The sequence below is a fragment of the Streptosporangium sp. NPDC000396 genome, assembly GCF_042898655.1.
In the GTDB taxonomy this organism is placed as follows: Bacteria; Actinomycetota; Actinomycetes; order Streptosporangiales; family Streptosporangiaceae; genus Streptosporangium.
On the sequence record NZ_JBIAZA010000070.1, the window covers coordinates 1 to 7,438 of the forward strand.

7 protein-coding genes are annotated in these 7,438 nt (G+C 64.2%); all 7 read left to right on the forward strand.

The genetic code is table 11. From position 1 onward, the window contains the following. The first annotated feature begins 271 nt into the window (after window positions 1-271). Window positions 272-526 carry a hypothetical protein gene (locus ACFY2X_RS47075; RefSeq protein ID WP_389951951.1) on the forward strand — a complete coding sequence of 85 codons (255 nt, stop codon included), beginning with the start codon at window positions 272-274 and terminating at the stop codon, window positions 524-526. 49 nt (window positions 527-575) lie between these two features. After that, the gene (locus ACFY2X_RS47080; protein WP_389951953.1) at window positions 576-830 is read left to right on the forward strand and encodes a hypothetical protein; all 255 of its coding nucleotides are present in this window, start codon (window positions 576-578) and stop codon (window positions 828-830) included. Between the two features lie 220 nt (window positions 831-1,050). Further along, window positions 1,051-2,670 (forward strand): DUF6895 family protein, encoded by a 1,620-nt coding sequence (locus ACFY2X_RS47085; RefSeq protein WP_389951955.1) that lies wholly within the window; start codon window positions 1,051-1,053, stop codon window positions 2,668-2,670. A 93-nt stretch (window positions 2,671-2,763) separates the two neighbouring features. Beyond that, window positions 2,764-3,318, forward strand: coding sequence for a hypothetical protein (locus tag ACFY2X_RS47090; protein WP_389951957.1), 555 nt, complete (start codon window positions 2,764-2,766; stop codon window positions 3,316-3,318). 121 nt (window positions 3,319-3,439) lie between these two features. Continuing rightward, entirely contained in the window at window positions 3,440-4,438 is a 999-nt protein-coding gene (locus tag ACFY2X_RS47095; protein ID WP_389951960.1) for an IS4 family transposase, read from the forward strand. Window positions 4,439-5,004: 566 nt separating this feature from the next. Further along, window positions 5,005-6,762 (forward strand): group II intron reverse transcriptase/maturase, encoded by a 1,758-nt coding sequence (ltrA, locus tag ACFY2X_RS47100; protein ID WP_389951963.1) that lies wholly within the window; start codon window positions 5,005-5,007, stop codon window positions 6,760-6,762. Between the two features lie 160 nt (window positions 6,763-6,922). Continuing rightward, window positions 6,923-7,306, forward strand: a complete 384-nt coding sequence (locus ACFY2X_RS47105) for a hypothetical protein (RefSeq protein WP_389951966.1) — start codon at window positions 6,923-6,925, stop codon at window positions 7,304-7,306. Window positions 7,307-7,438: the final 132 nt, after the last annotated feature.

Consider the following 7,438-nt stretch of genomic DNA (forward strand, 5'->3'; position numbering starts at 1 on the left):
GCCTTCGGCGACTCCTCCCGAAAGGCCCGGAACGCCACGGGCGGCGTTCAAGAAATCCCAATCGCCCGAACTATTTCGCTGAGATCACCTCACTGTGCATAATTGGATTGTTCAACGCGAATGCGACCATATGGGCCCAGGTTTATTTTTGAGGCCGAGGTGGAATTTTAAAGGCTAGAATGTGACATTGGGCGAGAAATGTGCACCTGCTGTGGATGGCCATTTCTCAGTCCCGCTTCGGCTTAATTCTGACCCGAAACCGGAGGGCGTCATGAGCGTTGTGGATTCCGGGCTTACGGAAGCCTCGATCGAGGAGCAGGCGGCGGAGGGGGAACTGACCTTCCAGCAGATCAACAAATTGATCAAGGGCTTGGGAGAGGCAGGTGTCATCAACCTCAACGCCACCCTGAACAGCCTTCTCGGTCCCATAAACAACGTGCTGGGGGAGGAAGAGGAGCCGCCGACAGCGCGAGTGGAGTTCCTCGCGCTAAGCCACTACGTGTTCGTAGGCCGTAATCCCCACTGACCGCCGAGATGGCCGGGCCGGTCTCAACCGCAATCCGGAGGAGGACGTCATGAGCATTGTGAATCACGGGCCTGCGGAAGACTCGATCGAGGAGGAGTCTGCGGAAGGCAGGCTGACCTTCCAGCAGGTCCATGACATGGTCAAGGGCATGGGGGCGGCAGGCGTCATCAATCTCAACGCCACTCTGAAAAACCTGCTCGACCCCGTGGACCAGGTGCTGGGGTACGAAGTTGGGCCCTCGCCGCGGTTGGTCATCTTCATCATTGACCACTACTGGGTCGCCGGCCCCAATCCCCCTCAGTGAACTACACGAGACGCTCCGGTCCCCTGCCTGCTGAGACCGCATGGCATCGACTTCGATGCCATGCGGTGTTTCGTGGCTGCGCTCGCTCATCGAGGAGAGAGAAATGCTGGATAGGAAAGCCGTACACGACGACCGGCCGGCAGCCTCGGATGCCTCTCCGGCGCTCCCGGATACTGCTGCACCGCTGCTCGAGTTACAGGAAGGACCATTCCCTGCGTCGGTGGGCGAGCGTGAGCGGATGAACCTGCTCGGCCTTGCGGAAACGTCAGTCGAGGGCTTCACCGACGATGCGTCTGCCGTGGCGGAGGTTTGGTGCCGGTCGGCAGGCTGGACATCCCGACCGGCGGAACGAACGCTGGAGGGTCGTGTCGTCGAAGTCCTGCACCTTGCGGATGAACACTTGAGCCGGCTTGATGAATACCGCGACTACTGGGCCGACAGCCAAGACGCCTATATCAGCCTTGCGGACAAGATCATCGGTGAAACGGCCCTTCTTGCGCTCGTGGCCGATCGGTATGCCGGTCAACGGCCGCAGGTGCGCATGCTGGTCGATCGGCTTGCACGGTCACTCGATCCGCTGGTACGTAGCATCCGCAATGAGGCATTGATCCGCCGTTACCCGAACAGTGCGTTGACACTCGCCTGCGGACATGCCGCCCTTACCGCCATCGGCGTCGTCGGCCCGGAGTTCGACCGCCTGGTGAAAAGCATTCTGGCGTGCGACCCGCTGGACTGCAGCGAAAGAATCCCCTTTCGGGCGATGGAACGGCGCTGGATGACCGGACTGTTGTATCCGGGCATGGAGCCGTCGTTTGATGACCTGCTGCCCATGTCGATCGCCACGCGTCCCGCACATCCGATCCACATGCTCTCGACCGACGTATACGCTCTGACCCACGTGCCGATGTTCGTGACCGACTTCGGCGCGACCCCGGCACCGGCAGCCTTCCCGCATGCCCTGTGCCGAGATTCACTCGACGCCACCGCAGCATGGGTTCTGCACACGGACAACTTCGACCTGATGGGTGAACTGGTCCTTGCCCGCGAACTACTGGGCGCTCCCTGGACCCCATCTCACCTCCTGGCGTGGAAGACACTGGAGCATGCCTGGGACAAGCTGGGCTTTCTCGCTTCACCGAGCTTCGCCATCAAGGAGTTCACGGAACTGCCCGTCGAGGAGAGGGCCTCGTACGCGTTCCGGCACATCTACCACACCACATACGTGGCCGGAATGCTCAGTGCCGTGATGCTCTCCAGCGCCTCTGCGGCCCAGCCACAGGTGGCCGGCCCTTGCAGGCTCACAGCGGCGGAGTCCTCCGCGCTGCGGCAGGAGTGCCGCGACGCCTTCACGGCAGCCATCGAGTTCTGCACCGGCACTCCGATCGCTCACGACGATATCGCTCATCTGTCGGCGGTCGCCGGCCAGAGCACGGGTGAGCCGCCGCTGCCGGCCATACGACGCTTGATGTCCATCTGGGGTCAACGCGACTCCAAGGCCACCGGCACCGTCACACACGTCCTCGACAAGGCTGGCCTTACCGATGCCGCAGTGGCCTCGTCTCTCGCCGATGGGCTGCTGACCTGCGCCGCGCGGTCCTACGACCTGGCCATGCTGGCGGATTTGCTGCGAGTCGTGACGAGCACGGGACTTCCCGTCACTCCCACGGTCGCGGCGGCGGCGCGTTTCCTGATGCGCCAGCAGCTGCCCAGCGGCGCGATCGGATGCTGGTTCCTTGCTCCGCAGAGTGGTGCCTCCGCCACGACCGCGCGGGTAACAACGGTACTCGCCTCCGCGCTTGGCGCCCTCAGCACGCATCCCGGTCTTCGGGAGTGCTCCTGAGTGTCAGCCCTTGCTGTCAGCCGAGACGGAGTGGCAGCGCTGCTGCTTCCGATGAACCGAGGCGACGACACTTCCAGCAAGAAAGGTTGACCAATGCAGAATCAGGTTAAGTCCGCACTGGAGATGATCCCCGACAGTGATTGGGAAAGGCTCGCCGAACTGGCACGCAAACACGGACATGATAACGTCGACGCGACGACCGTTCGGAAGCAGTACATCGAATACGCCCAGAGTATAACCGACCCTGGGAAAATTGAGATAATGGTCAAGGACGAGTCGGCGGAAGCGGCCGACTGTATCCGCAAGTCCTTCCAACTCCGCGTTGGCGCGGCAGGGCTTTCGGGGCACGTGGATTACTGTGCCTCCGGCGGGTCTTGGTCGGCCCCAGGCCGAGTCTTCTTCTCGGCAGGAGGATTTGATTTCCAGATCCGAGCGTTCGAGTTGACGCCGGAGGCGCCAAAGCAATACTTCCGCGTGGCCGTCGGCGACGACTTCGGCATAGCGGAAATAGATGTTTGTTTCGTTCTGACCGGAGGGAAGCCCTGCTTTGGAATCAGAGGAGAAGTGTGCTACCGCTGGTACTGGACTGGCGAAATGTACTGCGCCGGCGTTGACCACACAATTTCCTGCTTCCCTCAAAGCGTATGACCTTCTAGTACCAACGCCGGTTAGTTAACGATCGAGTGGGTGTGTCAACTCAGCGGAAACGACAACGGAGCTCCTGCTAGAACAGTGTCGACCAAGATCACAGTTCGGCGCGGGAGCTCCGTTGGAAGTTCAGTCTGTCATGCCCGGTGAGGTCGTTGTGGCATCCGGGGCCTTTGCTCCCGGCCATCTCGGGGAGCTGACCCAGCTCATCCCGTTCGAGATGGTCGATGAGGCGTTACGGGAGACGCGAACGGGGCAGCGGCGGATCCGGATCCTGCCCGCGCGGGTGGTGGTGTACCTGCTGCTGGCCGGAGCCCTGTTCGCTGATCTTGGCTGGCCGCAGGTGTGGCAGCGGCTCACCGCCGGATTGCGGGGCGTGGCGATGGCCCGGCCGAGCGCCGCGGCCCTGACCCAGGCCCGCCGTCGGCTCGGGGCCGAGCCATTGCAGTGGTTGTTCGATCTGGTGCGTGGTCCCGCCGTGGGGGCGCGCGTGCCGGGCGTGCGCTGGCGGGGACTGCTGCTGTGTGCCATCGACGGCACCCTCATGACCGTGGCCGACAGCCCGGCGAACCTGACCATGTTCACCAAACAACGGGGCAACCACGGCGGCTCCGGCTACCCACAGCTGCGCCTGCTGGTACTGGCGTGCTGCGGGGCCCGCACGGTCATCGACGCCGTCTTCGGCCCGGCCACGCGCGGGGAGGTCGCCTATACGCAGCACCTGCTCCCCAGCCTGCGCGCGGGCATGATGGTCCTGCTGGACCGCAACTTCGCCGTCCGGGACCTGATCGATGCGATCACCGCCACGGGCGCCCAGGTGCTGGTACGCGTCCGCGACGATCGCTGTCTGCCCGTCTTGCGCCGCTGCGGCGACGGCTCCTATCTGTCGATGCTCGGCCGCCTGCCGGTCCGCGTGGTGGAGGCAAGGATCACCGTCACGACCGCTACTGGCCGGCGCACCGGCGCCTACCGGCTGGTGACCAGCCTGACCGACGCCCACCGCTATCCCGCCGACGAGCTCATCGGCCTGTACCACCAGCGGTGGGGTGCGACACGAAGTCGCACGAGTTCGAGTGAACTACCTGATTGGAGGATCGGTGATGTGATGCCGATGGCGTAGTTCCGGGCCAGTGCTCAGGGCCCGTCCCCACTCTGGCATGCGTCGCTGGTGACGGCGGGGTGTGAAGCCCAGAGGAAAAGCCCAAGGGCCCTTGTTCCATCCAGGGGCCACCGGCGAGGGGAAGACCGGACGGGTGAACGTGAGTGAACCCCTGATGATGCTTCGTGATCGTGGGCTCCGTCGATGGGTTGCGTCAGCGGGGTGCAGGACTGGCCGTTGAGAAGCGGCAGGCGCCGGCTGGGCACCCAACACCAGCCGGGAGAGCATCGTCGTCCCGGAGTTTAGGGGGCGCCCACCCCGGTCGTGTCTCGGTCGTGTGGAACGTGGAAACCCCGTTGGGGTCCGGGCTTGCAAGAGCCCGGTAAGCCGACCGTGAGGAAGGCGCAACTCCTCAGCGGGAACAGGATGACCCAAGAAGCCAATGCCGGTGGCCGAAAGGCAACGGGAAGCCGCGACGAAACAGGCCAGCTCCTCCGCTGGTCGTCGCGGATAACCGGCCGGATACGGGCGGCTGCCCGGACCCGAAAGGGTGCTGACGTGGGTCGGGTGGGCCTGTGAGGAAATCGATGACTTCAACGCTGGAACCGAAGGACAAGTTGGACACCATCACGGTGAACGGACCGGAGGACGGCCCCGCTGACTGGCAGTCGATCGACTGGCAGAGGGCGGAGGAGGAAGTACGGCGGTTGAGACAACGGATCTTCACGGCGTCGCAGGCAGGGGACCTCAAGAAGGTCCGCAATCTCCAGAAGTTGATGCTCCGCTCCCGTTCCAACACGCTGGTGAGCGTGCGGCGGGCGACGGAGATCAACGCTGGCCGCAAGACGGCGGGGATCGATGGGCAGGTCGTCCTGCTGCCCCAGACCAAGGCCGAACTGGCCGACTGGATGCAGCGACGGACGGCGGCCTGGAAGCCCTTGCCGGTCAAACGGGTGTTCATCCCCAAGGCAGGCGGGAAACTGCGCGGACTCGGAATTCCCGTGATCATCGACCGCTGCTTTCAGGCAGTGGCCCTGAACGCGCTGGAGCCCGAGTGGGAGGCCCGGTTCGAGCCGAGAACCTATGGATTCCGGCCCGGCCGTGGCTGCCATGACGCGATCGGGGCGATCTTTCTGGCGGCCAAGGGCAAGAACCCGAAGCGCCAGTGGATCCTGGACGCGGACTTGGCGGCGGCGTTCGACCGCATCGACCATGATCGGCTCATTGGCTCGATCGGCATGTTCCCTGCCCGGGGACTTATCCGGCAGTGGCTCAAGGCCGGGATGGTCGAGCGCGGAAGCTTCGCTCCGACCGAGGAGGGGGTCCCGCAGGGCGGGATCATCTCTCCCGTGTTGATGAACGTGGCCTTGCATGGAATGGAAGAGGCCGCCGGGGTTCGCTATCGGGCCTCCGGCTCACGGACCGGTGAACTTCAACCGGGGTCACCGACCTTGATCAGGTATGCCGACGATCTCGTGGCACTTTGTCACAGTCGTGACGAAGCCGAACGAGTTAAAGAGCGGCTCGCCGCGTGGCTCAAGCCCAGAGGGCTGGCCTTCAACGAGGGCAAGACGCGCATCGCGCACCTCGACGAGGGCTGCGACTTTCTGGGTTTCACCGTCCGCCGCTACCACGGCATGCTTCTGATCAAGCCGAGCAAGGCGGCCGTGAAACGGATCAAGGCGAGGCTCACCGCCGAGGTGAAGGCCCTGCGGGGCCAGAACGCCGCAGCGGTGATTGCCAAGCTCAACCCCATTATCCGGGGCTGGGCCGCCTACTATCGGGGAGTGGTCTCCAGCGAGGTATTCGCCTCGCTGGACAACCACGTGTGGAAACTGGTCTACAAGTGGGCCAGGTTCACGCACCCGAACAAGCCGAAGCGCTGGATCACAAGCCGGTACTTCGGCAGGTTCAACCCCGCCAGGCAGGACTGGTGGGTGTTTGGCGACCGGGAAACCGGCCGCTACCTCACCAAGTTCGGCTGGACAAAGATCGTCAGACACCAGTTGGTCAGCAAGGGAGCGTCCATGGACGACCCCACGCTGACCGACTACTGGGCCCGTCGCAGACAGAAGAACAAGCCCCCGCTCGGCCCGTCTCGGCTGCGGCTGCTCCAGCAGCAAGGACGATGTCCACTCTGCGGAGACCCTCTCCTGCACGCCGACCGACAGCCACAAAGCTCCCAGGAATGGGAGCAATGGCTACGGGCGACCCGGACGGCGATGCGCGCCAACGCGCTCACCGTCGAACCGGGTGCGGGCCAGTCAGACGACCGATCCGCTCTCTATCTGATCCACACCCACTGCCACCGCCGACGCGGCGGCAACGGGAACCGGGAGCCGTGAACGCAGACAGCCCAAGACGCCTCCAAGGCCTGCTTGAGCCGGATGCGGTTAACGCCGCCCGTCCGGTTCTGAGGGGGCCCCGGCGCAGCAATGCGCCGGGGCTACCCGACAGGTCGAGACCAGCTACCTGGAGATCAAGTCCACGATCCTGGGCGGGCGCGTGTTGCGAGCTCGCACCCCGCAGGGAGTCCAGCAGGAGGTCTACGCGCTCCTGATCACCTACCAGGCCCTGCGGGTGGCGATGGCCGACGCCACCGCCACCCGCATCGGCACCGATCCCGACCGGGCCAGCTTCACCATCGCCTTGTACACCGCCCGCGACCAGGTGATCCAGGCGGCCGGCGTGATCGCCGACACGGAGATCGACCTGGTGGGCGCCATCGGCCGGCAGGTCCTGGCTCACCTGCTGCCTGCCCACCGTCCGCGCACCCGTCCCCGCGTGGTCAAGCGTGCCATCTCCAAATACCAGGCCCGAGGCCTCGTCGACCGCACCAGCTACAAGACCTCGATCATTACCGAGATCCTCAAGCTCCCCAACGCTTGACAAGAGGCCAGCACGCCTAACTAACCGGCGTTGGTACTACCGGTGGTCTGTTGGATCAAGGAATGTGCCGGGTATCACCTGTTTAATAGTTGTTCGGGTGATTCGGGGTGTGTGATGACTGCCCGTCTGCCG